We start from the raw sequence: 24,085 nt of genomic DNA, 5'->3' as shown, positions 1-24,085 counted from the left end.
CGAGCGATGGAGGATTTAGCGATGGCCTATCGTGACGGTATGTTCCCGCCCCCGCCGCCGATCAGGCCGGACAAATCGCTGGCTGCCTTTTTCGGGCTGATGCGGGACAAGGAGGACACCTCCCAGGTCTTCAAGTTCAGCGCCAATATCGCCGGCCTCAGCATGCTTCCCGCCTTCAAGCGGTGGATGGCGAGCCGTAACGGGGAGATCCTGACGGGGGAAGACCCGACCTATATTTTGCGGGCGCTTGACGACCGGGCGCGGTTGCGGGAGCTGCCCGTGGGCACGGTGGGGCGGACCTATGCCGAGTTCATGGACCGCGAGAACCTGCGCACCGACGGCGTGTCCGAGGCCTACCACGCGGACGGGCTCATCACCGAAGAGTTCAAGGCCGCCTATCCCGAATACGCGGCCTTCATCTGGTTCCAGAACCTGACCCACGACATGTACCACGTGCTGACGGGCTACAACCGGGACAGCTTGGGCGAGGCGGCGCTTCTCAACTACACCACCAGGATCAGCGGGGCGCGGGGCATCCGGTACCTCGCGGCACTGGCGAGCTTCCGTATCAAGTCCGAGGCGCCGGAGATTCCGGTCTTCAAGATCATGACCAATGCAAGGCTGATGGGCGAGCGCTCGGCGGACCTCATCGTCACCGACTTCCCGGCGCTCCTCGACAGGCCTTTGCGCGAGGTGCGCGAGGAGCTGAACATCGTGCCGGACCCTGTCTATGCGGGTCTGTCCCAGGAGCGCCTTCTGTCCCTGGTGCAGCCGCAGGCGGCGTAGCACCCCGTCATCCCGGAAGCGCGCAGCGCTATCCGGGATCCAAGGACTGTTTCCGTCTTCTTCTCTTCAGCATTCGTCAGGCTATGGGTCCCGGATAAGCCTTCGGCTTTCCGGGATGACGGCGCGCGGAGGCTCGCCTAAAGCCGGCCCATGTCCCAAGGCCTCCTCTACCTTATCACGCCGCCAGCCGTTCACGACCTCGACGCCTTCACTGAGCAGCTCGCCGCCGTCCTCGGCGAGGGCGCGGGCACGAACGCCGAGGCGGCATGCCTGCAGCTCCGCCTGAAGGGCGCTTCCGACGATGAGGTGCTGCGCGCTGCCGAAGCGCTCATGCCGGTCTGCGAGCGGATGGGGACAGGCTTCCTCGTCAACGACCGGGCTGATCTTGCCAAGCTGGCAGGGGCGGACGGCGTGCATCTCGGCCAGTCCGACGGCACCGTCGCCGAGGCGCGCAAGCTTCTGGGAGAGGGCAAGGATATCGGCGTCACCTGTCACGGCTCGATCCACCTTGCCATGGAAGCGGGCGAGGCGGGGGCGGACTATGTCGCCTTCGGCGCCTTCTTCCCGACGAGCACGAAGGAATCCCTTCACCACGCCGAGCCGGACGTGCTGACAAGGTGGCAGGCCATGGCGACCGTCCCCCAGGTGGCGATTGGCGGGATCACCCCGGCTACCGCGAGGGGACTGGTGGAGGCGGGAGCGGATTTCGTGGCTATCTCTAGCGCGATCTGGAACGCCGAAGGCGGCCCTGCCGCGGGGATGCGCGCCTTTGTCGAGGCGCTTTCGTAGGACGCTACCACCTCTCCCTAGGGAGAGGTCTACATCTTCGATGTGGGGAGAGGGGCCTTGCGACATCGAGCAGCGCGGGGCATGACAAACACCATGAGAACAAAGCGTGTCCTCCCATGAGCAGCGTGCGCATCATCGGCATCGACCCTGGCCTTCGCCATTGCGGCTGGGGGGTCATCGAGGCGGAGGGCAGCCGTTTGCGCTATATCGCATCGGGCCGGATCAGCCCCTCGCCGAAGGACGAGCTGGCGACAAGGCTGTGTGCTCTGCTGGACGGTCTGGAACGTGTGCTGAACGATCAGAAACCCCAGGAGGCCGCCGTCGAAGAGACCTTCGTCAACCGCGACCCTCGCTCCGCGCTGAAGCTCGGCCAGGCAAGGGGTGTGTGCCTTCTCGCCCCCGCGCGGTACGGGATCGAGGTGGCAGAGTACGCGGCCAACCTGATCAAGAAGTCCGTGGTCGGCACCGGCCATGCGGACAAGACCCAAGTTTCCGACATGGTATCGAGGCTGCTGCCAGGCAGCCGCGCCGAGAGCGCCGATGCCGCCGACGCGCTGGCCATCGCCCTGTGCCACTCCTTCCACCGCAAGGCGCGGATGCTGACGGCGTCATGATCGGTCACCTGAAAGGCTCTGTGCTGAGCGTCAGCGCGGATACGGCGATCATCGACGTGAACGGCGTCGGCTACGAGGTTGGCTGCGCGCCGCGGACCCTCGCCAAGATGGTGGTGGGGGAGGATGTCGCCGTGGCCGTCGAGACCCTGGTGGCTGAAACCTTCATCCGCCTCGTCGCTTTCGAGACCGAGGACGAGCGCCGCTGCTTCCGTATGCTGCAGAGCGTGCAAGGGGTGGGTAGCAAGGCGGCGCTGGCGATCTTGCAGGTGCTCAAGCCCGGCGCCCTGCTCGACGCGATCACCCTCGGCGACAAGACGGCCGTGGCGCGGGCACAGGGCGTGGGGCCGAAGCTTGCTACACGGATCGTCACCGAGTTGAAGGACAAGACCGCGGGTGTCTTCGCGGGCCGCGCACCCCTGGCCGTGCCGGAAGCGAGCCATCCTGCGGCGAGCCAGGTGACGGGTGCGGGCTACGAGGCGGTATCGGCGCTCGTCAATCTCGGCTATGATGAGGCGTCCGCGCGTGCTGCCGTGGCCGATGCCAAGGGCAGCGATGAAGACATGCCGGTCGAGGCCCTCATCCCCGCCGCCCTCAAACTGCTGGCGCCGAGATGACCGACGAGCGGATCACCGAGCCTGAGCGTCAGCCTACGGACGACGACGCGGCGCTGCGCCCGAAATACCTCAAGGATTTTGTCGGCCAGCGGAGCGTCACGGACAACCTCTCCGTCTTCGTCGAGGCGGCCAAGGGCCGGGACGAGGCGATGGACCACGCCCTCTTCTTCGGCCCGCCCGGCCTCGGCAAAACGACCCTGGCGCAGATCGTGGCTAACGAGCTCGGTGTCGGTTTCCGCGCCACCTCCGGCCCGGTCATCTCCAAGGCGGGGGACCTGGCGGCGCTCCTCACGGGGCTTGAGGCGAGGGACGTGCTCTTCATCGACGAGATCCACCGGCTGACACCGGCCGTCGAGGAGATCCTCTACCCGGCCATGGAGGATTTCCACCTCGACCTCATCATCGGCGAAGGGCCGTCCGCGCGCTCGGTCAAGATCGACCTGCCGCGCTTTACCTTGGTGGGCGCCACGACTCGCTCGGGACTACTGACCAAGCCGCTTCTGGACCGCTTCGGCATTCCGCTCAGGCTCGACTTCTACGAGCCGGAGGACCTCTCGCGGATCGTGCGGCGCGCGGCGACGAAGCTCGGCACGTCCATTACCGATGACGGCGCAATGGAGATCGCCCGCCGAAGCCGTGGTACACCGAGGATCACCGGGCGTCTTCTTCGCCGGGTCCGCGACGTGGCCGCCGTGGAGGGTGACGGCACGATCGACCGCGAAGTGGCGGCCAAGGCGCTGGCGAGGCTCGACGTGGACGAGCGGGGCCTCGACGGTCTCGACCGCCGCTACCTGCGTACTATCGCCGAGCATTTCGGCGGCGGGCCCGTCGGTGTGGAGACGATTGCAGCCAGCCTTTCCGAGGGGCGCGACGCCATCGAGGACGTGATCGAGCCCTACCTTCTGCAACAGGGCTTCATCCAGCGAACCCCCAGGGGCCGCGTCATCAGCGACCGCGCTTGGAAGCATTTAGGCCTTGCCGCCCCCACCCGAGACCCGGAGCTTTTCTGATGCACCCCTTGCGAACCAACCGCTCCGACTACCGCATCTATTTCGAAGACACCGATGTCACCGGCATCGTCTACCACGCGAACTACGTGAAGTATTTCGAGCGAGGGCGGACGGAGGCGCTGCGGGCCAGCTTCTCGGACCTGGGCGCGCTGATGGAGACGGACGATCCCTGCACCTTCGCCGTGGCGGGGCTCGACATCCGCTACAAGGTGCCCGCGAAGCTGGACGACATTATCACTGTGGAGACGATTCTTCAAAGTGCGAAGGGTGCCAAGATGATCTTTGATCAGAAGATATGGCGCGGAGAGACGCTGCTCGCTGAGGCTGTGGTGACGGTGGCGGTCATCACGCTCGAAGGCCGCCCCCGGCGGATGCCGGAGGCGATGAATCAGCGAATGGACGAGCTGACGGGGTAGCTGCCCCCTCCGCCCTTCGGGCACCTCCCCCATGGGATGGGGGAGGGAGGCTGTGACCGGCGTTGGCTATCTACTTCGCTCCCCCACTGGTGGGGGAGCTGCCGGCAGGCTGAGGGGGCCGAGGCGCTACGACCCAATCAGCCGGAAGAACCGGTCCTCGAGCCTCGGATCGGTCTTAAACTCGCCAAGGAACGTCCGGGTCACGCAGGACACTTCGTCCTTATGCGTTCCTCTGGTCGAGATGCACTGGTGGGTGGCGTCGATGACCACCGCCACGCCGCGAGGCTTGAGCACCTTCTCGATGGTGCGGGCGATCTGCTCGTTGAGGATTTCTTGGCTCTGCAGGCGCTTGGCGTAGATGTCGACCAGGCGGGCGAGCTTGGAGAGGCCGACAACCCGGCCCTCGGGCAGGTAGGCGACGTGCGCCTTGCCGAGGATGGGAGCCACGTGGTGCTCGCAGTGGCTCTCGAGCTTGATGTCCTTGAGGAGCACGAGGTCGTCATAGCCCTCCACCTCCTCGAAGGTGCGCGAGAGAACCTCTTCGGGGTCCTCCTTGTACCCCTTGAACCAGTCGTCATAGGCCTTGACGAAGCGCTTGGGCGTGTCGATCAGGCCCTCGCGGTCGGGGTCGTCGCCGATATAGGCGAGCAAGGTACGGACGGCGGCTTGGGCGTCTTCGCGGGTGGGGCGCTCGGCCATCACTCGGCCTCCTTGATCGCTTTGAGGGTGTTGGCGGTCTCGACGGCGCAGGCGGCGGCTTCGGCGCCCTTATTGCCGAGCTTGGTGCCGGCGCGCTCGATGGCCTGCTCGATGGTCTCGGTGGTCAGCACGCCGAAGACGACCGGGACGCCGGTGTCAAGACCCACCTTGGCGATGCCCTTCGCTGCCTCGCCCGCGACGAAATCGTAGTGGGTGGTGGCGCCTCTGATGACGCAGCCGAGCGCGACGATGGCGTCGTAGCGGCCGGTTTCAGCGGCGGTCTTGCAGGCGAGCGGCAGCTCGAACGCGCCGGGTACGGTGACGTGGGCGATGTTGCCGTCGTCGACTCCGCTACGGTGCAGGGTGGCGAGTGCGCCCTCCGTCAGCCTGCCGACGATGAAGTCGTTCCATTGGGTGTCGATGACGCAGATGCGCAGGCTGGCGCCGGAGCCGCTTCCTTCGATGCGTTTCATGTCTTGGCTTTCTTCTTTGGTTTGGGGGCGGGCAGGGCACTTGCCGTGACCCGGATCAACTCGCTCATGAAGGCGCGGTCGTCCCAACGCTCTTCGGAGACGATGGGGTAGGGTTTCGCGCCGTCATAGGGCGCGGCGGTCTCGTGCTCGCCGAGGAGGGCCAGGCCGGGCTTCGTCGCCTTGACGAAGAACCGGTCGTCGCAGATCAGCGCCACGAACTTGCCGTCGCAGTGCATGCCGTACTCGCCGAACATCCTCCTGGCACGGACGTCCCCTGCATCCGACGTTTGTTCGACGATATAGTCGACGGTTTCCTGGCGCGAGGCCATGGCTACTCCGCCGCCATGCTGGAGAGGCCGATCAGATACTCCTTGATCGCCTCGGTGGTGGTGATGGGGATGTTGTGCTTCTCGGAGAAGGCGAGAAGGTCGTCGCGCCTCGCCATGGTGCCGTCCTCGTTCATCACCTCACAGATGACCGCGCCGGGGCGAAGACCTGCGATCTTGGAGAGCTCGACGGAGGCTTCGGTCTGGCCGCCGCGGGCGCGGACGCCACCTGGATGGGCGCGAAGGGGGAACATGTGGCCGGGGGAGACAAGGTCCGAGGGCCTCGCTTCAGGATCGATCAGCACCTCGATGGTCCGGGCACGGTCGCCTGCGGAGATGCCGGTGGTGACCCCCTCCCGCGCCTCGACCGACACGGTGAAGGCGGTACCGAAGCCGGACTGGTTGTCCTCCTGCGGGACCATGGGTTTGAGCTTCAGGTGCTCGATGATCGCGGGGTCGAGGGCACAGCAGATGAGGCCCCTTCCATGCACGGCGCAGAAATTGACGGCGGCGGCATCGGCGAACTCGGCGGCGATGACGAGGTCGCCCTCGTTCTCGCGGCCCTCGTCGTCGGCGATGATGACGAAACGGCCCTGGCGCAGCTCTTCGGCGGCGGCCTCGACACTTACAAATCCAGTCATTCGGTTTCTCCTAAGCGGCTGCCTACCGCTTTCCATTCGTTCCAATTTAAATCGTCGACCGCGTGCCTTCCCTTGCGCATCTGATCGGCGTCATCTGTTTCCATAAGGATGGCAGGACACTTCGCCTTGGCAGGTTCAAACTCGGCCTCCGTTAGTTTTCGTCCGAGATCTGCTTCGAGTTTCTGCAACCAAAGAACCATCTCCGGTATGCAAACCGCCGAGAACTGGTCGTTCTCGTAGTCTCTGAGTTGGCCGAACGGCCCACCTTTTGGACGGCTCATCGGCTTTGCTCCTTCAGGATTTTCTCGGCGAACTTCGCCATGATGTCGGCTTCTAGGTTGATGGCGGCACCCGGCTTCTTGGTTGGCAGGGTGATGAGCGCCTGGGTGTGGCGGACGAGCATGACGGAGAAAGTTTCCTCGTCGACCGCCGTGACGGTCAGGCTCGCTCCGTCCACGGTGATGTAGGCTTTTTCGACGATGTAGCGCAGCAGCTCGCGCTGCGCCTCGATGGTGACCCAGAGGGCGTCGCCGTCCTCTTCAATGCTTCGCAGGCGGCCCGTTCCGTCCACGTGGCCTTGGACATAGTGCCCGCCCAGGCGCGTGGTGGGGAGGAGCGCGCGTTCGAGGTTGACGGGGTCGCCTTCCTTCAGACTGCCAAGCCCCGTCCGGCGCAGGGTCTCCGGCGCAAGGCCGAAGGTGGCGGTGTCCTCTGTGAAGTCCGTGACGGTGAGGCAGACGCCCTCGACGGCGATGCTGTCGCCCAGCTTCGCGTCGGAGACGACCAGGGGGCCGCGCACGGTGAGGTCGGTGCCTTCGTCACGGGTGTCTAGCGAGACCACCTCGCCTATCTCTTCGATCAGTCCGGTGAACATCTACGGTACCTTTCTCTGGCGCAGGCCGCGCAGGAGGATGTCCTGGCCCACGGGTTCGGCGGTGAGGCATTGGAGGCGGTAGGCGTCTCGGAGGCGCTGAAACGGTGCGCCGGAGGCGGCGTTTCTGCCGCCGCCCAGGATGACGGGAGCGATGAAGGCCCAGACCTCATCCACGATGCCTGCTGTGAAGGCTGCGCCGAGGAGGGTGCCGCCGCCCTCGATCATCAGGTCGGTGATGTCGCGCTTCTTCAGGAGGCGGAGAGCCGCGAGGAGATCGGGGCAGTTGTTTTCGCCGGGCAGCAGCTCGACTTCCGCTCCTGCTTCGCGGAGTACGTCGGCTCTGGCCGGATCAGCGCCCTCATGGCCGATGATGAGGGCTGGGCCGAAGCTCTTCAGCAGCTTGGCATCCGTGGGGGTGCGGAGCTGGCTGTCCAGGACAACCTTCAGGCTCGGCGCTGCCTTGCGGCCTTCCGGCCTCGCATCGAGGCTGGGGTCGTCGGCCAGCATCGTGCCGCTGCCGACCATGATCGCGCCGGTGCGCTGGCGGAGGTCGTGCCCTCTGGCGCGCGCTTCCTTGCCGGTGATCCATTTCGACTCGCCAGCCTCGGTGGCTGTGAAACCGTCGAGGGACATGGCGACCTTGGCGGTGACCCAGGGGCGGTGGCAGCGAAGGCTGTGTACCCAGGGGCGCACCAGCTCGGCGCAGGCGGAGCGGGCTTCGCGGCTCTCGGTGAGGCGCGCTTCGATCCCGGCAGCACGCAAGGCGGCGGCTCCTCCTTCAGCCTCGGGGTTCACGTCGCGCAGGCCATAGACGACCTCGGCCACGCCCGCCTCGATCAGCGCCTTCGAGCAGGGGGGCGTGCGGCCGTAATGGTTGCAGGGCTCCAGCGTGACATAGGCGGTGGTGCCGCGGGCCTTCTCGGCTGCGAGGCGCAGCGCCATGGCCTCGGCGTGATCCTGCCCCGGCCCCTTGTGCCAGCCCTCGGAGACGACTCCGCCATCGCGCACCAGGACGCAGCCCACCATGGGGTTGGGATGGGTGAAGCCCTCGGCCCGGCGCGCCAGCTCCACGGCGCGTAAGATATGTCCGGCGTCGCTGGTCAGCGCGGCGCTCCTCAACTTTTGGGCGCGGCGGCCCGGTGGTGAGCTTTCTTGGGAGGGGCGCACAGCCGACCGGCTTCCGCGACCGGAATGCGCCCGATAGCGCCGCGCAAGCACAGCGTCAGGCGCACCCAGGGGCGCAAAAGCGCACGCCGCTCGAAGCGCCCCGACAGGCGCGCCGAAGCGGCGGGCAGGCCAAGCTTTCTACCATCCGGACTATGACCGTCGGCACCGGAATCGCACCGGTTCCTGCTTCCGCCTCAAGGACTTGCGCCTATCGGCGTCGGCTCGCGGGCTGACGGGGAGGCTCCCCGATCACCGCCGGTGGGGACTTTCACCCCGCCCCGAAAGCTCGGTTTCGTGGAACCCAATTAGGGTAAGGAGGGGAGGGGCGCAAGGAGCGCGGCTAGAGGACGCGGATGGCGGCGCCATGGGTCGGGACAGAGGCGAACTTCTTGTCTCTGGTCCACAGGGGCGCATCGAGCCACTCAGCCAGGGCGAAATAGGCAGCGTCATAGGCACCGAGATTGTCTCGCAGGTCCCAAATTCGCGGCAAAAGTGCTGCGTGAGGAAACCGTTTGATCTGAAGATCCGCGAAGAGTTGGAGCGCCCTACTTGCTCGCGGTGTTTCTAGAACCCTTCTTCGAACCAGTCGGCGCAGCGTATGAACAAGTTCAAGATCCAGAATTTCCGGCGCAACGAGACTGACGCCTTCATTGCGGACTTCCGCTAAGACCGCTTCATCACCCTCGACGCTTAGACAGAGATCGATGGTCAGCGACGCATCGATAACGATCATCTGCTGTCGCGTTCCTCTCGAATGATCTCTGTGGCAGTGGGGTTCAGCGTGATTTTGGGAACACCCTTCATCCGCTTCTTGATGGCTTCCCAATCAGGTTGTTGAAGGCTTCGTTCGATCAGCTGCTTCAGCTCCTTGCTTATAGGTTTGCCGTCAGCCGTCGTCTCCGCCTTGGCCTCGCGGAGTATCTCCTCGAGTATCTCGCTCGTTTGCACATGCTCGTTCATGGGAGGAGGGTGAAACTCGGCAGGTTGACTGTCAATTGGCAAGCTATCTCGACCCTTCCGCTGAACCCTAATCTGCGGTAACCAAGGGGCAGCAAGGGAAGGGCTGACCATGTTCAAGGACCTCGCGACCGCCGTCCGGCTGTTCGCCGCCGCTCTCGTGATCGCGCTGCCGATCGAGGCAGCCGCCGCGCCCGACAGCTTCGCGGACCTGGTCGAGGACGTCCTTCCTTCGGTGGTCAACGTCTCCTCCCTGCCGCCGGGCGCCAGCCTCAATGCCGAGCCGAGGGCGCTGGGCTCGGGCTTCGTGGTGGATAGCCGCGGCATGATCGTGACCAACAACCACGTCATCGAGAACGCAGGCAGCAACCTCGTGGTGATCTTCGGCGACGACCGGCCCTACCGGGTGAAGGTGCGCGGCACGGATGCCGAGACGGACCTGGCCGTGCTGGAGATTGTCGACCCCGACCGCCGCTTCAACGCGCTGACCTTCGGCGACAGCGAGGGGATGCGGGTCGGCGACTGGGTGCTGGCCATCGGCAACCCCTTCGGGCTCGGCTCCTCGGTTTCCGCAGGCATCGTCTCGGGGCAGAGCCGGGACATCGGCGCGGGGCTCTATGACAAGTTCATCCAGACCGATGCCGCCATCAATCGCGGCAATTCGGGCGGGCCGCTGTTCGACCGCCGCGGACGGGTGATCGGCATCAACACCGTGATCTTCAGCCAGTCCGGCGGCAGCGTCGGGGTGGGCTTCGCCGTGCCTTCGGAGCTGGCGGCGCCGGTGGTGGGCCAGCTCATCAAGACAGGGCGGACGACGCGCGGCTATCTCGGTGCGTTTCTGGATGACGTGGACGGGCCGACCCGAGAGCGGCTGGGCCTAAAGCGGGGCGCGGGCGCGCTGGTCACGGGCATCGCGGTCTCCGACGGCCCGGCGGCGCTGGCGGGCCTGCAGACTGGAGACGTGATCCTGCGCTTCGACGACAACGCCATCAGCGGTCGCCGGGATCTCACCCGCCGGATCGCCGACGCGCCGATCGGCGAGGCGATCCCCCTGGTGGTCAACCGGGGCGGCAAGCGGGTGTCCCTCCGGGTCACCCTGGTCACGCGCGAGGCGCGCATGGCGAGCCTTTCCGAAGACAGCGGCAATGTGGAGATGGCGGGCCTCAAGCTGCAGACCGTCTCCGCCGACATCGCCAGCCGCTACGACCTACCCGAGAACATTAAGGGCGTAATGGTGACCGGCGTCGCCAACCACCTGACCGGCCACTCCTCGCTGCAGCCGGGCGACGTGATCCTGGAGATCGGCTGGGAGCAGGCGGAGACCGTCGAGACTGTGAGCGAGCGGCTGGAGAAGTTGCGCGACGCCCGCTCGGGTCCGGTGAAGATTCTAGTGCGCCGGGGGGACCGGCTCTTCTACGAGACGCTGCTTCCGTAGGGTTCCCGCTTGCCGTCATCCCGGAAACGCGCAGCGTTATCCGGGACCTATGGCCTGCCTTTTGAGGCAAACCCCGGCGGTTGAACGCCTTGCATCGTCTATGGTCCATGGGTCCCGGATAGCCTTCGGCTTCCGGGATGACGGCTCTCTCTTGAACCCTACATCCCCCTCATGAACCGTTTCGCCGAGCTGCTCGACCGGCTGATCTTCACCCCTTCCCGCAACGCCAAGGTGCAGCTCCTCAAGGACTACTTCGCCGACGTGCCCGATCCCGAGCGGGGCTGGGCGGTGGCGGCGATCACCCGCGACCTGGAGGTGAAGACCCTCAAGCCCGCGGCCATCAAGGCGCTGGTCACGAGCCGGGTCGACCCCGTGCTCTACGACCTCTCCCGCGACTACACAGGCGACAGCGCCGAGACGGCGGCGCTGATCTGGCCGCAGAAGCGGGGGGCGAACTACGTGCCCTCCTTGTCCGAGGTGATCGAGGAGCTGAACGAGACCACCAAGGCCGAGGCGCCGCAGCTTCTGGAGCGCTGGCTCGACGCGCTCGACCCCTCCGGACGCTGGGCACTGATCAAGCTGATCTCCGGCGGGCTTCGGATCGGCGTCGCCTCGCGCCTCGTGAAGGTGGCGCTGGCTGAGTATGGCGGGGTGGAGCCGCAAGAGATCGAAGAGCTCTGGCACGGTCTCACCACTCCCTATGAGGAGCTTTTCGCCTGGCTCGAAGGCCGCGCGGAGAAACCGGTCAACGCCATGCGCGCGCCCTTCCGCCCGGTCATGCTGAGCCATCCGGTGGAGGAGCTGGACAAGCCGAAGATCGACCTCTCCCGTATGCGGAAGGAGTGGAAATGGGACGGCATCCGCGTGCAGCTCGTGCGCGACGGCGACGAGGCGCGACTCTACTCGCGCACGGGAGACGACATCTCCGGCGCTTTCCCGGACGTGATCGAGGGCTTTCCCGTGGATGCCGCCATCGACGGAGAGCTGCTGATCTATGATCCTCTCACCACGGACCGGTTCAAGGTGCGCCCATTCAACGATCTGCAGCAGCGCCTCAACCGCAAGACCGTCAGTGCCAAGATGCTGAAGACCCATCCGGCCTTTGTCCGTGCCTACGACCTTCTTTGGGCGGAGGGGGAGGATCTGCGCGAGCGGACGCTGGATGAGCGACGGGTGCGTCTTGAGGAGCTGCTCAGCGAGGGAAGGGGGCGAGTGGATGTCTCCGAACGGATCGAGGCGTCGGGCTGGGAGGAGCTGGAGCGCATGCGTTCGGATCCGCCGATCGCTGCCATCGAAGGCGTCATGCTCAAGTTGAATGACGCACCCTACCTTCCGGGTCGTCCCAAGGGGTACTGGTGGAAGTGGAAGAAGGAGCCCTACCTCGTCGATGCCGTGCTGATGTATGCTCAGCGCGGTTCGGGCAAGCGCTCGAGCTTCTACTCCGACTACACCTTCGGCTGCTGGCGGGAGGGGGAGCTCATTCCCGTCGGCAAAGCCTATCACGGGTACACGGATCAGGAGCTGAAGAAGATCGACAAGTTCGTCCGTGACAACACGATAGACCGCTTCGGCCCCGTGCGCTCGGTGACAGCGAACAAGGAGAAGGGGTTGGTGCTGGAGGTGGCGTTCGAGGGCCTGCAGCGCTCGCCGCGCCACAAATCGGGGGTGGCCATGCGCTTTCCTCGCATCAACCGTCTGCGCTGGGACAAGCCCCCCGCCGAGGCGGACCAGCTTCAGGTGCTGGAGAACATGCTCGACGCACAAGGAGCCGCGCCGTGAGTGACCCGCAGGACGTTGTCCGAGGATTTGTGAAGGCCTGGAACAGCAAGCAGGCGGAAGAGATCCGAAGACTGATGGCAACGGACGCCCACTTCACCAATATCTACGGCAAGCTGATGAACAGCCCTGCTGAGATCGAGAGGGCCCATGCCGGTGCTTTTCAAAAAGGTTTAAAGGAGGCTGAGCTGACCATCACGGAGCTTCGGACTCATAGGCAGACTACAGAACTCGCCTACGTCGAGTGCGCCTACCGGATCGATGGGGCGGTGCTGCGTGAAGACGGAGAGAAGCAGAGTAGCCGAGGGCGTCTGTCGTTTCTGCTGGAGAAGCAGAATGAGCGTTGGCTGATTGCTGCTGCGCAGAATACGGAGCGCCCTATGGGGTAAGGGCCGGCCCCCTCCCCCCTTCGGGCACCTCCCCCACGAGTAGGGGAGGGAAGCAGTCCATACGCCCTTCTCTACTTCGCTCCCCCTCCCCGAGGGGGAGCTGCCGGTAGGCTGAGGGGGAGGGGCTTAGGAGCCCTCTCCCGATCAACCCAGATAGCCGTTCCTGTCGAGATACTCGACGATCATCTCGGCGGCCTTTTCGGCGGCAACCTCTGAGGTGTCGATGTCGATCTCCGGGCTCACCGGCGGCTCGTAGGGGCTGTCGATGCCGGTGAAGTTCTTGATCTCACCCTTGCGGGCTTTCTTGTAGAGACCCTTCACATCGCGCTGCTCGGCGACCTCCAACGGGGTCGAGACATAGACCTCGATGAACTCGCCGTCCTCCATCCGCTCACGGACGGCACGGCGTTCGTTGGCAAACGGAGAGATGAAGGAGACGAGGGTGATGACGCCCGCGTCGACCATCAGCTTGGCCGCTTCGCCCACGCGGCGGACGTTCTCCACGCGGTCGGCATCGGTGAAGCCCAGGTCCCGGTTGAGGCCGTGGCGGATATTGTCGCCGTCCATGACATAGGTCAGCTTGCCGAGGTCGTGCAGGCGCTTCTCGACCAGGTTCGCGACCGTCGATTTGCCCGAGCCCGAAAGGCCGGTGAACCAGAGCATGGCGCTCTTCTGGCCGGTCAGCTTGCGGCGCGCCTCCTTGTCGACCTCGAGCGCCTGCCAGTGCACGTTCTTCGAACGGCGAAGCGCGTAGTCGATCATCCCCACACCGACCGTCGTGTTGGTCAGCCGGTCGATCAGGATGAAGCTGCCCATCGCCTTGTTGTCCTGGTAGGGATCGAAGACCAGGCGCTGGGTGAGCGAGAGGTTGCACTCGCCGATCTCGTTGAGCTTCAGCGTCTTGCCCGAGAGGTGCTCCAGCGTGTTGACGTCGATGCGGTGCTTGAGGTCGGTGATCTGCGCCGGGATCATCCGGTTGTTGGACTTGAGGATGTACTGCCGCCCTGGCAGCATCTCCTCCTCGTCCATCCAGATAATCTTGGCCTGCAGCTGGCCCGCCTGCTCGGCGGGGCTGCCCGCAGCGGCGATCACGTCGCCGCGGCTGGCGTCGACCTCGTCCTCCAAGGTCAGGGTGACCGCGCGGTTCTTGTCGGCGAAGGCGAGGTCCCCCTCACGGGTGACGATGCGCGCGACCTTGGTGCGCTTGCCGGAGGGCAGGATCACCACCTCGTCGCCGGGACGCACCTCACCGGAGACCACCGTGCCGGCAAAGCCGCGGAAGTCGAGATTGGGGCGGTTGACCCACTGAACAGGCATGCGGAAGGGCTGGCCGTCCTTGCGCTCGGTCTTGACCGTTTCGAGATAGGGAAGAAGTGCCGAGCCGTCATACCATGGCGTCTTCTCGGACTTGGTGAGGATGTTGTCGCCCTTGAGCGCCGAGAGCGGCATGCAGACGATCGTCTCGAAGTCGAGCTGCCTGGCGAACTCCCGGTAGTCCTCCTCGATCGCGCGGAACTTGTCCTCGCGGAAATCGACGATGTCCATCTTGTTGATGGCTACGACGACGTTCCGGATACCGAGCAGCGAGCAGATGAAGCTGTGGCGCTTGGTCTGGGGCAGGACGCCGTGGCGGGCGTCGATCAGGATGATCGCGAGATCCGCCGTAGAGGCGCCGGTGGCCATGTTGCGCGTGTACTGCTCGTGGCCGGGGGTGTCAGCGACGATGAACTTGCGCTTGTCGGTGGAGAAGAAGCGGTAGGCGACATCGATGGTGATGCCCTGCTCGCGCTCCGCCGCGAGGCCATCGACGAGGAGGGCGAAGTCGATCTCGCCGCCTTGGGTGCCGAACTTCTTGCTGTCCGAACCCAGCGTCTCGAGCTGGTCGTCGAAGATAGACTTAGCGTCGTGCAGGAGCCTGCCGATCAGGGTCGACTTGCCGTCGTCCACCGACCCGCAGGTCAGGAAGCGCAGCATGTCCTTCTTCTCGTGCTGGGCGAGGTACTCGTGGATGTCGTCGCCTTCGTTGAAAACCGAGCCGTCCATTAGAAGTATCCCTCTTGTTTCTTCTTCTCCATCGAGGCGGACTGGTCGTGGTCGATGACCCGGCCCTGGCGCTCGGAGCTTCTGGAGAGAAGCATCTCTTCGATGATCTTGGGCAGGGTGTCGGCGGAGCTCTCCACGGCACCGGTGAGCGGGTAGCAGCCGAGCGTCCGGAAGCGGACCATCTTCTCCATCGGCTTCTCGCCGGGATGGAGCGGCATGCGGTCGTCATCGACCATGATCAGCGTACCGTCGCGCTCGACCACGGGGCGGACGCCTGCGAAGTAGAGCGGCACCATGTCAATGTTCTCGCGGGCGATGTACTGCCAGACGTCGAGCTCGGTCCAGTTCGAGATCGGGAAGACCCGCGTGCTCTCCCCCGGCGCGGTGCGCGTGTTGTAGATGTTCCAGAGCTCGGGGCGCTGGTTTTTGGGGTCCCAGCGGTGATCGGCCGTCCGGAAGCTGAAGATCCGCTCCTTGGCGCGGGACTTCTCCTCGTCGCGCCGCGCGCCCCCAAAAGCCGCGTCGAACTTGTAGTGGCTGAGGGCCTGCTTGAGGGCCTGGGTCTTCATGATGTCCGTGTGCACGGCCGAGCCGTGGGTAAAGGGGTTCACACCTTTGGCGATGCCCTCCTCGTTCTTCCAGACGCGGAGGTCGACGCCTAGGCGCTCGGGCAGCGCGTCGCGGAACTCGATCATCTGGCGGAACTTGTAGGTCGTATCGACATGCAGGAGGGGGAAGGGGGGCTTGGCCGGGTAGAAGGCCTTGAGCGCCAGATGCAGCATCACCGCGCTGTCCTTGCCGATCGAGTACAGCATGACCGGGTTCTCCACCTCGGCCACCACCTCGCGCATGATGTGGATGGCTTCGGCCTCCAGCCGGTCGAGATGGGTCATCGCCTCGGGGCTGAGAAGCTCCTTGGCACGAGGGGTCTCGGCGACTTCGAGGGCGTCCAGCCGCTCGGTCGCCTGGTCTAGGGTCTTCTGGGTCATTCCGCCCCCGTTCCTGATGCGCTCAAGCCCCTTGCCGTCGTTGAGGAGCTTGCGTGAGATGGTGGTGATCGACAGGCCGGAGCGCTCGCTGAGGCGCTCGGCTCGTTTGAGAAGTGTGTCCGCGGTCATCATACGGCCTCCGTCAGCAAGACCTATGCCGTGAGTCGTGGGAAAACCAGCCGGAAAACGCAGTTAATCGTGGGAAACCACTTAAGGGTTTGAAGGATAATAGATTATTCAGCTGTGGTCGGCGTTCTCGGAGAGGAATCTGCGGTATCAATGTTTAGTTTGCCATAGCTGCACGGCGTGAATGGAGCCTTCGTCCCACGCCGATGCAGGGGTATGGTCGGAGGGTGGTCCGGCGGTGAATACCGCCGTAGACTAGAGCTTAATGGGAGGGGTGCATGAGTGTTGAGTCACAGTGGAGAAGCATCAACTGGCTCGAAAAGCTGGTCGAGGCAGCTCTCCTTGCCATCGGCGTCGTGCTCGTTCTGGTTGGCGACGCCTACAACGAACAAAATCTGCGAAAGAAGACCGCGCATCGGCTTGTGTCGGACCTCGCTCCGATCTTCGAGAACGAGGCGGATGGCTTGGACGCGGCAGCAGACTATCTCGGTGCGGTCATCGAGTACGCGCAGGTTGCGCGGATGGCAGAGGACCGGGACAGCGAGCGCTTCATCACGAGTGCCGTTCTGGCCTCGGAATCGACCGGGATCGATCTGACTTGGGAGGTACTGAGTGACCTGATCGGCGCCGATGCCTTGACTGCCCTTGATAGTGACACACGGAAACAGGCGTTGAAAATTCTGTCGGCTGACGGTGACCACCTTCGTTTCGACGCTACCGCACCATACCGAAAGGCTTTACGTTCCGCGCTCTCACCAAAGGATGTTCAAGCAGTGAGACGGACCTGCAAGGACGAAAGGGCGTCTGGATGGCTGTATCTTGATCGAGGCTGTGTCGCGGACCTAAAACAGGAAGAGCAGCTGAGGCTATCGAAGCGCATCGCCGCCATCGAAGGGGTCGATGAACTGCTCAGTAATCATATTGATCAGCTAACGTTCACTAGAAGTGAGTTCTTGCGCCATGCTGACATGCGTTGGTGCATGGCAGCGCTTCTTAGGCGCGAGGATGAGAAGCTGCCGTCTGCATGTTCTGCTAACGCTGAGTGATCTTCAGCTCGATGCGTCGGTTGCCAGCTAGGCTGGCTGCGTCGCGCCCGCCGTAGAGGGGGTACTCGTCGCCGAAGCCTGCCGCCACCAAGCGGTTGCCCGGCACGCCCTGGTTCTCAAGGTAGCGCACGACCGAGAGCGCCCGCTCGGTGGAGAGCTCCCAGTTGCTGTCGAAGAGCACCCGGCAGTTGGGTCCTAGGGGGAGCTGGTCGGCATGGCCGTCGACGCGGATGATCCAGCCGCGCACGCCTTCCTGGTTGTCGAGGTTCTGGATCGAGCGCTCCAGTTTGATGAGCTCATTTGCCACCCGGCGCAGCTCCGAGCGGCCGCGCTCCGAAAGGCTCGCGGAGCAAGAGCCGAAGAGAAGGTCCGAGCCCAGGATGAAGCGGTCGCCCTCGACCTTGATGTTGGGGTTGTCGCGCAGGACCTCCCGCATGCTCTCGAAGAAGCGCGAGCGCACCTCGGCCAGCTCCTGGACTTTTCTGGCGAGGGCGGCGTTGAGGCGGGTCGAGAGGTTCTCGATCTGGGCCTGCTGCTCGAGGTCCTTGGCCTCGGCGGCTTCGAGCGCCTCCTGCAGGGAGGCGAGCTGCTTGCGCAAGGCGGCGAGCTGGGCGTTGAGGGTGGCGATCTCGGACTTCTGGTCCTCACTGAGGGCTTTTTCGGCCTCGAGCTCCTCGGCAGAGGCGGCCACGGCGCTCTCGGCTTCGGCGAGGCGCCCGGTGAGCGCGGCGATCTCGGCCTCTTTCTCCTCCAAAAGACCGGTGAGGGACGTCACCTGGCCGCGCAGCTCGGCGTTCTCCAGTTCCAACAGGCCAAGCTGGTCGGCGAGAGAGGCGATGCGCGACTGAAGCCGCGCCAGCTCGCTGTCCTTCTGGGTCAGCTCCTCGCCTAAGTAGAACTGCGCCACCACGAAGAGCGACAGCACCACCATGAGGACCAGGATGAGGGAGGAGAGACCGTCGACGAAGCCCGGCCAGATGGCCGCCTCGCCGCCTCGGGAACGCCGGCGGGGCACGGGCTAGCTCCTGCCCCCGCGCGTGCCCTCGAGCAGCGTGCGGCCGAGCTGGCGGATCTCCTGCTGCACGGCGCCCGCGCCCTCGTGCTGGGCCGAGGCCAGCTTGGTGATGGCCGCCTCGAGACGCTGCAGCGTGTGGTCGATCTCGGCGGCGGAGTAGTGCGCCGAGCCGCCCTCGGGGGCGGGCCCGCCATTGGCGTTGTCGTTGGTCTGCAGCGAGAGCCAGTCCTCTAGGCTGGTGTAGAGCTGGTTCTGCGCCTGGCCTGCGAAGAGGGCGAGGATGCCGAGCACCAGGCTGCCGCCGAGGCCGAAGAGGGACGAGCTGAACGCCGTGCTCATGCCGTCGAGCGGGCCTTTGAGGTTGGTGATGAGCTGGGCGACCGCGTCCGATGCCGAGCCCTCGCCGCCGCTGGCCGCGAGCGACGAGATGACGTCGGCCACACCGGAGACTGTGCCCAGAAGGCCCCAAAAGGTGCCGAGCAGCCCGAGAAAGACGAGGACATTGGTGATGTAGCGGCCGATATCGGCACGTTCGTCGATCCGCAGCGAGAGCGAGTCGAGGATCGAGGTCTTCTGCGAGGGGGTCAGGGGGCGCTGGGGCCACTGGCTTTCATGGAGGACGAAGGCGGCGGTGGAGATGATCTTCGGCGCCCGCGGGACCACGGTGTGGGCGCTGTCGACGGAGTTCCTCACCCGCTTGATCCAGCCGATGGCGGGATCGACCTCGGTGGCCTGGTTCAGGAAGTAGATGATGCCGAGGCCCAAGACGCCTAGGATCAAGCCGTTGAGATAGGGGTTGGCGAGGAAGGCCTCGGTCAGGAGGTTGTTCGGCTGCGGGCTCAGCGGCGAAAGGTAGAAGACGATCAGCCCGACAAAGCCGATCACCATCAGCATCTTCAGAACCGTGCCGAAGGACCCGCTGAAGCGGACATGTTGATCGAAAGAACGCGCCATAACCCTGCCGTGCCTGTGCCCAAGGGGCACTATGCCACAAGTTGCTGAATAGGGAAGGGGAGGAGCTTACGGTGCTCTGGCCCACCTCTCCCTCCGGGAGAGGTCGAAGCCTGCTGCGGCAGGCTTCGGGTGAGGGCGTTCGAGGAAATAGCTTTGTCCGCTGCTCGCCCTCACTCGACATCGAAGATGTCGATCTCTCCCGAAGGGAGAGATGAGAGATGAGCCGCGTCCCGCTTTTCCTAAGCCCCCCTGAAATCCCGCAGCCTGATCGCCCGGAGCAGGAACCCCAGCACGAGGTAGAGCACCGCCCCCGCCCCCGCCACGGCGAAGAGGAGGAGCCAGCTTTGACCGAAGAGCGCCGCCTCGGCCTCCGCCCTGTATCGGAGCGCTGCGAGGAGGGCAGCCACCAAGGCCGCCGTCGAGACGGCGATCCCCAGAAGCCTTCCGAAGAGATGGCGGAACTGGACCACGCCGCGCCGCCTCAAGGTGGTGGAGAGGAGCGCCACCTCGGTCCAGCTCGCCACCACGGTTCCCGCCGGTACGCTGAGAAAGGCGATCACCGGGAAGAAGGCGATGGAGATGACCGCGTTGAGGGTGATCGAGACGAGGGCGAACTTCATCGGCGTGGCTGTGTCCTCCCGCGCGAAGAAGGCGGCGGCGAAGACCTTCTGAAGAACGAAGGCGGGGACGCCGAAGCCGAAGATGAAGAGCGCCGCGCCCACCATCTCCACGTCGCGGTCGTTGAACGCCGAGCGGCCCGCGCCGAGGCTTCTGGTGGCGAGCCCTGCCAAGTCCTGGAACAGAGCCTCCGCCACGAACTCGCCGAGCACGACGAGCCCCGCGCCCGCGGGCAGGGCGAAGAAGAGGGCGGTGAGGAAGCCCTGCTCTAGCGTCCTGCGGGCCTTCAGCTCGTCGCCCGATTTGAGGGCTCGTCCTATGGCGGGCATCAGCACCACGCCGAGGGCGATGCCGATCATGCCTAGGGGGAGCTGGTAGAGCTGGTCAGCATAGGCGAGCCAGGAGACGGCGCCGTTCTGCTGGCTGGCGATATTGGTGCCGACAATGGCGTTCACCTGCAGCGCCGAGGCGGCGATGAAGCCGGGGGTGCCGAGCGCCAGCATGCGCTTGGCGGCGCGGCTGAAGCGGGGAAGGCGCAGGCGCAGGAGGAGCTGGGAGCGGGCGGCTCCCCAGACCAGGGCGAGGAGCTGGAGGACGCCGGAGATCAGGATGCCGACGGAGAGGTAGAGGCCGGTCACCTCCACCTCCATCCGCGCCGTGGCCAGCATGGCGGTGATCATGCAGATATTGAGGAGGAGCGGGGCGGCCGCTGCCACGGCGAAACGGCCGATGGCGTTCAGCATCCCGCCGTAGAGCCCCACCACCGACATGCAGGCAAGGTAGGGGAACATGATCCGCGCGTAGAGGACAGCGAGGTCGAAGCGCTCCGGGTCGTCCCTGAAGCCCGAGGTGAGGATCGAGATCGCCACCGGGGTGAAGATCATGATCAGCGCCGAGAGCGTGGTCAGGATCAAGACCAGCCAGGCGAGGATGTCCTCGGCGAAGGCCTTGGCTGCCTCGCGGTCGCCGTCCGCCTCGGCGCCCTGGAAGAGGGGCACGAAGGCGGCCTGGAACGAGCCCTCGGCGAGGAGGCGCCTGAACATGTTGGGCAGGCGGAAGGCGGCCATGAAGGCATCGGCCACCGGGTTGCCGGACGCGCCCAGGACGCCTGCGAGGATCAGCTGGCGGACAAAGCCGAACAGGCGGCTGAGCAGCGTCAGGCCGGACACCGTGGCGAGGGACTTCAGTAGTGACCGCAAGGGGGGCTCCGCCGGGCTAAGCGGATAGGGTTAAGGCCGCGAGGTTTCGCAAACAAGAACGAAGGGGGTGGGGGTTAGGTTTTCTGGTCACCTCTCCCGGAGGGAGAGATGGGTGCTAGGCTTTGACCTGGACCCGGCCCTTCCCATCTCCAGGGCATGAAGATCAACGAGCTAGGCCTTGGCGGGGGGTGCCATTGGTGCACTGAAGCGGTGTTCCAGTCCCTGCGCGGGGTCTCTGACGTGCGGCAGGGTTTTCTGTGGAGCGACCCACCGGACGATGCGCCGTCGGAAGGGGTGCTGCTGCAGGTCGACCGCGAGATCATCCCGCTGGCTGCCCTTCTGGAGATCCACCTGCGCACCCATGCGTCGGGTTCGGATCATTCCATGCGTGAGAAGTACCGTAGTGCCGTCTACGTGACGAATGAAGAGATGGCAGGAGAGGTCACGGCGGTCCTGGGAGGGGTCGCATCTTCGCTCGGTTTCGAGCCGGTGACCAAGGTTCTGCCCCTGCGAGGTTTCCAACTGAACGAGAAGCGGTTTCTCAACTACCGCAGGTCGCGGCCCGATGCGCCGTTCTGCCGGACCTATATCGATCCGAAGCTGGCTCTCCTGCGCCGTGAGTATACAGAATATATCGAGAGCTAGAGCCCTGCGCCCCAGAGGGTGCTGGCTTCGGTCCAGCCGCGATAGTCCTTGGTCTTGATGCGGCACCAGCCGCCCTCGCACTCCTCCAGCGCCGCCATGACGCCGGGCTCGATCCGTGCCCGAGGCAGCGCCGCCTGGGTGGGTCCTGCGAAGAGGATGGAGGGCTGCATGGCCACGGCGTGGCGGTTCTCGGCGAGCATGGAGCGGTTGATCCAGACGCGGCGGCCCATATGGTCCTCGACCCGGCGCCAGACATTGTCGGAGGTCTCGGCGATGACCTTCACAGGGAGGCCGCGCTTCTTGTAGATCACCACCACGTCGAGACCAGGACCGGCCCGTCCGTAGACCTCGTCTTTCTTCAGCGCGACGAAGCGGGGGACGGGGTAGCCTGAGTAGCCCGTGCGGCTCTCGTTTTCAGCGCGGGCCGGCATGAGGGCGGTGAGCGCGGTAATGACGCTCAGCATCAGGAACGATAGGGCAAGTCGGCGTGGCCAGAAGCGCATGGGTTTCCCCCGGATCGAAGAAGAGTGAGACGGTCCGGGGGAAGGTTAGGGAAAGTTTGGTGAACGGTTCGTTAAACCCGTTCGGCCAGCGAGCGGTCAGAGCTTGAAGCCGCCGCTTGCCTCGATCCTCTGGCCCGTGATCCAGCCTGCCTCGTCCGAGGCGAGAAAGGCCGTGATCGGACCGATATCCTCGGTGCGGCCTATCCGCCCCAGGGCCGTGTTCTCGGCTAGGATCCCCTTCATCTGCGGCATCTTCTCGAAGCGGTCGGCGTTGAAGTCGTTGTCGATGCCGCCGGGCGCCACGGCGTTCACCGTGATCCCTCTCTTGCCGAGGTCCTGGGCGAGGTAGCGGGTGAAGGTCTCCACCGCCGCCTTCATCCCGGCATAGACCACCATGGGAGCGAAGGTGACGCGGGTCAGCCCCGTGCCCATGGTGATGATCCGCCCGTCGTCGTTGATGAGCGGCTCCAGCGCCTGGGTGAGGAGGACGAGGCTCTTGTAGTTGGTGTCGTAGAGGCGGTCGAGCTCCGCTTCGGGGATCTGGCCGAAGGGGTGCTCGGAGGTAATGCCCGCATTGTTGACGAGGATGTCGAAGCGCTCGGCGCTCCATTCATTGAGCTGATGTTTGAACTGCTCCGTGAAGGAAGCGATGCTGGCGCTGCCTTCGAGGTCCACCTGGAGGGCGGCGGCGCGGACGCCGCGGGCCTCGAGGTCTCGCACCGTCTCCGCGGCAGCTTCTTCGTTGCGGACATAGGTGATGATGATGTCGGCGCCCTTATTGGCGAGGTGCTGGGCGGCGTTGCGGCCGAGGCTGCGGCTGCCGCCGGTGATGAGGGCGATCTTTCCGTTGAGGTTCGTCATGGTCTGGCTCCTTGAGGGTTGAGGCCGGTGACTAGGAGATGCGCCATGGCTGCGCCGGGCGGTATTCCCCGCCAGCGGATGGGGCTATACGCTTATGTATGGCTAACCGGGGCGCGGCGTGACGGACTGGCAGGACATCAGATGGCTCGAAGCGGTGCTGCGGCACGGCAGCTTCTCCGAAGCGGCGCGGGCCGAGGGGACGACCCAGGCAACCATCAGCCGCCGGATCAAGGCGCTAGAGGGAAAGCTTGGCGGTTCGCTTTTCGTCAGGGGTCTCGAAGGCGCGGCACCTACGGAGCTGGCGCGGTCGCTGGCTGGCCCCGCCGGGGACATGCGCGCTGCGGTGCAGCGGTTCGAGCGTCAGCTCACGGAGGGCCGGTCGGGGCGGCGCCGGATCGCGGTGACCTGCGGCGAGCTGATCGGCGGCTTCCTCTCCAAGCGGCTTTCCGTGCTGGGCGAGGGGCTGGAAGGGGTGGAGATCGAGCTACGCCCCACCAACAGGTTTGTGGACCTCACGAAGGGCGAAGCGGATCTGGCCCTGCGCAACAAGAGACCAGCATCCGGGCCTCTTAAGGCGAGAAGGCTGAGGGCCGAGGGCTACGGCCGGTTCTCCGTCTTCGGTGCCGGTGAGCACTATGGCGAACGCCGGTTCGAAACCTTCGACGAGCTGCGCGGCGAAGCCTGGATCAGCCTCGCCGCCACCATGGCGGGCCTGCCGAGCGCGACATGGGTGACCGAGCATATCGGCGGGGAGGCTGTCCGTTTTCGGATGAATTCGACGGCCCTGGTTCTGGAGGCGACCCATCACAATCGGGCACTGGCCCTCCTGCCCCGCTTCATCGGTCTCGATGCGGAGCATCTGGTGGAGGTCTACGGACCGGTCGAAGGTATGCTGTTCGAGATGTGGGTGGTGCGCCGCGACGAGGGGCGTGCGGACCCGGTGATGGAGCGGCTGATCGGCAATATCGAAAGCGTGCTGGGCAGGGTTTCTGGTCGTGCCTCTACCGCCTCCCTCTCCCGTTCACGGGAGAGGGACCGAGGGTGAGGGGGTTCTGAGCGCGAGTCTTGATGACTAGCCTTGCAGAACGGCTTCGCCGAGGCCCTCACCCAAAACCTGACT

28 protein-coding genes and 1 riboswitch are annotated in these 24,085 nt (G+C 65.1%); of the genes, 12 read left to right on the top strand and 16 right to left on the bottom strand.

Annotation, left to right across the window (positions count from 1 at the left end; all coding sequences use genetic code 11):
• Nucleotides 1-21: 21 nt before the first annotated feature.
• The 6 genes from NOG11_RS05105 to NOG11_RS05080 all read left to right on the top strand — a co-directional run bounded on the left by NOG11_RS05105 (nucleotide 22) and on the right by NOG11_RS05080 (nucleotide 4,229).
• Nucleotides 22-786 (top strand): Coq4 family protein, encoded by a 765-nt coding sequence (locus NOG11_RS05105; RefSeq protein ID WP_256618610.1) that lies wholly within the window; start codon nucleotides 22-24, stop codon nucleotides 784-786.
• A gap of 150 nt (nucleotides 787-936) precedes the next feature.
• A complete protein-coding gene (thiE, locus tag NOG11_RS05100) occupies nucleotides 937-1,575 on the top strand; it encodes a thiamine phosphate synthase (protein WP_256618609.1) in 639 nt (212 codons plus the stop codon).
• A gap of 116 nt (nucleotides 1,576-1,691) precedes the next feature.
• Entirely contained in the window at nucleotides 1,692-2,189 is a 498-nt protein-coding gene (gene ruvC / locus NOG11_RS05095; RefSeq protein WP_256618608.1) for a crossover junction endodeoxyribonuclease RuvC, read from the top strand.
• 20 nt (nucleotides 2,190-2,209) lie between these two features.
• Entirely contained in the window at nucleotides 2,210-2,803 is a 594-nt protein-coding gene (gene ruvA / locus NOG11_RS05090) for a Holliday junction branch migration protein RuvA (protein WP_256618607.1), read from the top strand.
• Complete coding sequence (gene ruvB / locus NOG11_RS05085) at nucleotides 2,800-3,813, top strand: Holliday junction branch migration DNA helicase RuvB (protein ID WP_256618606.1); 1,014 nt, start codon at nucleotides 2,800-2,802, stop codon at nucleotides 3,811-3,813. The genes ruvA and ruvB overlap by 4 nt, the downstream gene beginning before the upstream one ends.
• The gene (locus NOG11_RS05080; RefSeq protein WP_256618605.1) at nucleotides 3,813-4,229 is read left to right on the top strand and encodes a YbgC/FadM family acyl-CoA thioesterase; all 417 of its coding nucleotides are present in this window, start codon (nucleotides 3,813-3,815) and stop codon (nucleotides 4,227-4,229) included. The genes ruvB and NOG11_RS05080 overlap by 1 nt, the downstream gene beginning before the upstream one ends.
• Nucleotides 4,230-4,355: 126 nt before the next feature.
• On the opposite strand, the gene folE is transcribed toward NOG11_RS05080, so the two are convergent.
• The 9 genes from folE to NOG11_RS05035 form a co-directional block, all read right to left on the bottom strand.
• Nucleotides 4,356-4,928: a GTP cyclohydrolase I FolE gene (gene folE, locus NOG11_RS05075; protein WP_256618604.1), complete on the bottom strand. Its 573-nt coding sequence runs from the start codon at nucleotides 4,926-4,928 to the stop codon at nucleotides 4,356-4,358.
• Nucleotides 4,928-5,401, bottom strand: coding sequence for a 6,7-dimethyl-8-ribityllumazine synthase (gene ribH, locus NOG11_RS05070; protein WP_256618603.1), 474 nt, complete (start codon nucleotides 5,399-5,401; stop codon nucleotides 4,928-4,930). The genes folE and ribH overlap by 1 nt, the downstream gene beginning before the upstream one ends.
• Entirely contained in the window at nucleotides 5,398-5,730 is a 333-nt protein-coding gene (locus NOG11_RS05065) for a TfoX/Sxy family protein (protein ID WP_256618602.1), read from the bottom strand. The genes ribH and NOG11_RS05065 overlap by 4 nt, the downstream gene beginning before the upstream one ends.
• A gap of 2 nt (nucleotides 5,731-5,732) precedes the next feature.
• Nucleotides 5,733-6,368: a 3,4-dihydroxy-2-butanone-4-phosphate synthase gene (gene ribB, locus NOG11_RS05060; RefSeq protein ID WP_256618601.1), complete on the bottom strand. Its 636-nt coding sequence runs from the start codon at nucleotides 6,366-6,368 to the stop codon at nucleotides 5,733-5,735.
• On the bottom strand, nucleotides 6,365-6,649 hold the full coding sequence (locus tag NOG11_RS05055; protein ID WP_256618600.1) for a hypothetical protein: 285 nt from the start codon (nucleotides 6,647-6,649) through the stop codon (nucleotides 6,365-6,367). The genes ribB and NOG11_RS05055 overlap by 4 nt, the downstream gene beginning before the upstream one ends.
• Nucleotides 6,646-7,242 (bottom strand): riboflavin synthase, encoded by a 597-nt coding sequence (locus tag NOG11_RS05050; RefSeq protein ID WP_256618599.1) that lies wholly within the window; start codon nucleotides 7,240-7,242, stop codon nucleotides 6,646-6,648. The genes NOG11_RS05055 and NOG11_RS05050 overlap by 4 nt, the downstream gene beginning before the upstream one ends.
• Nucleotides 7,243-8,361: a bifunctional diaminohydroxyphosphoribosylaminopyrimidine deaminase/5-amino-6-(5-phosphoribosylamino)uracil reductase RibD gene (gene ribD / locus NOG11_RS05045; protein ID WP_256618598.1), complete on the bottom strand. Its 1,119-nt coding sequence runs from the start codon at nucleotides 8,359-8,361 to the stop codon at nucleotides 7,243-7,245. It lies immediately after the preceding gene.
• A gap of 177 nt (nucleotides 8,362-8,538) precedes the next feature.
• A riboswitch (FMN riboswitch) is annotated at nucleotides 8,539-8,699 on the bottom strand.
• Nucleotides 8,700-8,749: 50 nt separating this feature from the next.
• Nucleotides 8,750-9,142: a type II toxin-antitoxin system VapC family toxin gene (locus NOG11_RS05040; RefSeq protein WP_256618597.1), complete on the bottom strand. Its 393-nt coding sequence runs from the start codon at nucleotides 9,140-9,142 to the stop codon at nucleotides 8,750-8,752.
• Nucleotides 9,139-9,369 carry a hypothetical protein gene (locus NOG11_RS05035; RefSeq protein ID WP_256618596.1) on the bottom strand — a complete coding sequence of 77 codons (231 nt, stop codon included), beginning with the start codon at nucleotides 9,367-9,369 and terminating at the stop codon, nucleotides 9,139-9,141. Before NOG11_RS05035 ends, NOG11_RS05040 begins: the two co-directional genes overlap by 4 nt.
• A gap of 109 nt (nucleotides 9,370-9,478) precedes the next feature.
• Here NOG11_RS05035 and NOG11_RS05030 point away from each other — a divergent pair, with 109 nt between their 5' ends.
• The 3 genes from NOG11_RS05030 to NOG11_RS05020 all read left to right on the top strand — a co-directional run bounded on the left by NOG11_RS05030 (nucleotide 9,479) and on the right by NOG11_RS05020 (nucleotide 12,966).
• Nucleotides 9,479-10,801 carry a trypsin-like peptidase domain-containing protein gene (locus NOG11_RS05030; RefSeq protein ID WP_256618595.1) on the top strand — a complete coding sequence of 441 codons (1,323 nt, stop codon included), beginning with the start codon at nucleotides 9,479-9,481 and terminating at the stop codon, nucleotides 10,799-10,801.
• 171 nt (nucleotides 10,802-10,972) lie between these two features.
• Complete coding sequence (locus tag NOG11_RS05025; protein ID WP_256618594.1) at nucleotides 10,973-12,580, top strand: cisplatin damage response ATP-dependent DNA ligase; 1,608 nt, start codon at nucleotides 10,973-10,975, stop codon at nucleotides 12,578-12,580.
• Nucleotides 12,577-12,966, top strand: a complete 390-nt coding sequence (locus NOG11_RS05020) for a YybH family protein (RefSeq protein ID WP_256618593.1) — start codon at nucleotides 12,577-12,579, stop codon at nucleotides 12,964-12,966. Before NOG11_RS05025 ends, NOG11_RS05020 begins: the two co-directional genes overlap by 4 nt.
• Before the next feature lie 144 nt (nucleotides 12,967-13,110).
• Here NOG11_RS05020 and cysN read toward each other — a convergent pair whose 3' ends face one another.
• On the bottom strand, nucleotides 13,111-15,009 hold the full coding sequence (gene cysN, locus NOG11_RS05015) for a sulfate adenylyltransferase subunit CysN (protein ID WP_256618592.1): 1,899 nt from the start codon (nucleotides 15,007-15,009) through the stop codon (nucleotides 13,111-13,113).
• Nucleotides 15,009-16,127, bottom strand: coding sequence for a sulfate adenylyltransferase subunit CysD (gene cysD, locus NOG11_RS05010; RefSeq protein ID WP_256618591.1), 1,119 nt, complete (start codon nucleotides 16,125-16,127; stop codon nucleotides 15,009-15,011). The genes cysN and cysD overlap by 1 nt, the downstream gene beginning before the upstream one ends.
• Nucleotides 16,128-16,402: 275 nt before the next feature.
• Here cysD and NOG11_RS05005 point away from each other — a divergent pair, with 275 nt between their 5' ends.
• Nucleotides 16,403-17,170: a hypothetical protein gene (locus NOG11_RS05005; RefSeq protein WP_256618590.1), complete on the top strand. Its 768-nt coding sequence runs from the start codon at nucleotides 16,403-16,405 to the stop codon at nucleotides 17,168-17,170.
• On the opposite strand, the gene NOG11_RS05000 is transcribed toward NOG11_RS05005, so the two are convergent.
• The 3 genes from NOG11_RS05000 to murJ form a co-directional block, all read right to left on the bottom strand.
• Nucleotides 17,157-18,185: a peptidoglycan -binding protein gene (locus NOG11_RS05000; RefSeq protein ID WP_256618589.1), complete on the bottom strand. Its 1,029-nt coding sequence runs from the start codon at nucleotides 18,183-18,185 to the stop codon at nucleotides 17,157-17,159. The genes NOG11_RS05005 and NOG11_RS05000 overlap by 14 nt on opposite strands.
• A 3-nt stretch (nucleotides 18,186-18,188) precedes the next feature.
• Nucleotides 18,189-19,139, bottom strand: a complete 951-nt coding sequence (locus NOG11_RS04995) for a MotA/TolQ/ExbB proton channel family protein (protein WP_256618588.1) — start codon at nucleotides 19,137-19,139, stop codon at nucleotides 18,189-18,191.
• 239 nt (nucleotides 19,140-19,378) lie between these two features.
• On the bottom strand, nucleotides 19,379-20,956 hold the full coding sequence (gene murJ / locus NOG11_RS04990) for a murein biosynthesis integral membrane protein MurJ (protein ID WP_256618587.1): 1,578 nt from the start codon (nucleotides 20,954-20,956) through the stop codon (nucleotides 19,379-19,381).
• A 156-nt stretch (nucleotides 20,957-21,112) separates the two neighbouring features.
• Here murJ and NOG11_RS04985 point away from each other — a divergent pair, with 156 nt between their 5' ends.
• Nucleotides 21,113-21,601, top strand: a complete 489-nt coding sequence (locus NOG11_RS04985; protein WP_256618586.1) for a peptide-methionine (S)-S-oxide reductase — start codon at nucleotides 21,113-21,115, stop codon at nucleotides 21,599-21,601.
• On the opposite strand, the gene NOG11_RS04980 is transcribed toward NOG11_RS04985, so the two are convergent.
• Both NOG11_RS04980 and NOG11_RS04975 read right to left on the bottom strand, forming a co-directional pair.
• Nucleotides 21,598-22,065 (bottom strand): SH3 domain-containing protein, encoded by a 468-nt coding sequence (locus tag NOG11_RS04980; RefSeq protein WP_256618583.1) that lies wholly within the window; start codon nucleotides 22,063-22,065, stop codon nucleotides 21,598-21,600. The genes NOG11_RS04985 and NOG11_RS04980 overlap by 4 nt on opposite strands.
• 135 nt (nucleotides 22,066-22,200) lie before the next feature.
• Entirely contained in the window at nucleotides 22,201-22,965 is a 765-nt protein-coding gene (locus tag NOG11_RS04975) for an SDR family NAD(P)-dependent oxidoreductase (protein WP_256618582.1), read from the bottom strand.
• 118 nt (nucleotides 22,966-23,083) lie between these two features.
• On the opposite strand from NOG11_RS04975, the gene NOG11_RS04970 reads away from it, so the two are divergent.
• A complete protein-coding gene (locus tag NOG11_RS04970; protein ID WP_256618581.1) occupies nucleotides 23,084-24,010 on the top strand; it encodes a LysR family transcriptional regulator in 927 nt (308 codons plus the stop codon).
• Nucleotides 24,011-24,085: the final 75 nt, after the last annotated feature.

It is taken from the genome of Parvularcula maris (genome assembly GCF_024505085.1).
Classification (GTDB): domain Bacteria; phylum Pseudomonadota; class Alphaproteobacteria; order Caulobacterales; family Parvularculaceae; genus Parvularcula; species Parvularcula maris.
The sequence above is the reverse complement of the archived record's forward strand: the minus strand, read 5'-3'. Positions and strand labels throughout refer to the sequence as shown.